Consider the following 1,008-nt stretch of genomic DNA (forward strand, 5'->3'; position numbering starts at 1 on the left):
GAAGGTGATGAGGAAGCCGGTGGCCCAGAGCATCGGGGTCTCGAAGGACAGGGAGCCCTTCCACATGGTGCCGATCCAGTTGAAGAACTTCACGCCGGTCGGTACGGCGATGAGGAACGTCATGAAGGAGAAGAACGGCAGCAGGACCCCGCCGGTGACGTACATGTGGTGGGCCCACACGGTCACGGACAGGCCGGCGATGGAGATGGTCGCGGCGACCAGGCCCATGTAGCCGAACATCGGCTTGCGGGAGAAGACCGGGATGACCTCGGAGATGATGCCGAAGAACGGCAGCGCGATGATGTACACCTCGGGATGGCCGAAGAACCAGAAGAGGTGCTGCCACAGCAGTGCTCCGCCGTTCGCGGCGTCGAAGACGTGCGCCCCGAATTTTCGGTCCGCCTCCAGCGCGAACAGCGCGGCAGCGAGGACGGGGAAGGCGAGCAGGACCAGGACAGCGGTCAGCAGCACGTTCCACACGAAGATCGGCATGCGGAACATCGTCATGCCCGGTGCGCGCATGCAGATGATCGTGGTGATGAAGTTGACCGCGCCGAGGATGGTGCCGAAGCCGGAGAAGGCCAGACCCATGATCCACATGTCGGCGCCGATGCCCGGCGAGCGGACCGCGTCCGAGAGCGGGCTGTAGGCGAACCAGCCGAAGTCGGCCGCGCCCTGCGGGGTGAGGAAGCCGCCGACCGCGATGGTCGAGCCGAAGAGGTAGAGCCAGTAGGCGAACATGTTCAGCCGCGGGAACGCCACGTCGGGCGCGCCGATCTGGAGCGGCATGATCCAGTTCGTGAAACCGGCGAACAGCGGCGTCGCGAACATCAGCAGCATGATCGTGCCGTGCATCGTGAACGCCTGGTTGAACTGCTCGCTCGACAGGATCTGCAGTCCGGGGCGGGCGAGTTCGGCGCGCATCAGCAGCGCCATGACGCCGCCGATCAGGAAGAACGCGAAGGACGTGACCAGATACAGCGTGCCGATCGTCTTGTGGTCCGTGGT

General features: G+C 64.8%; 1 protein-coding gene. It reads right to left on the bottom strand.

Annotated elements, in window-relative coordinates; translation table 11 throughout:
* A partial coding sequence (locus ACIQPR_RS49130; RefSeq protein ID WP_403664398.1) for a cbb3-type cytochrome c oxidase subunit I occupies window positions 1–1,008 on the bottom strand: 1,008 nt, incomplete at both ends.

This window comes from Streptomyces sp. NPDC091280 (assembly GCF_044768565.1).
Lineage (GTDB): Bacteria > Actinomycetota > Actinomycetes > Streptomycetales > Streptomycetaceae > Streptomyces.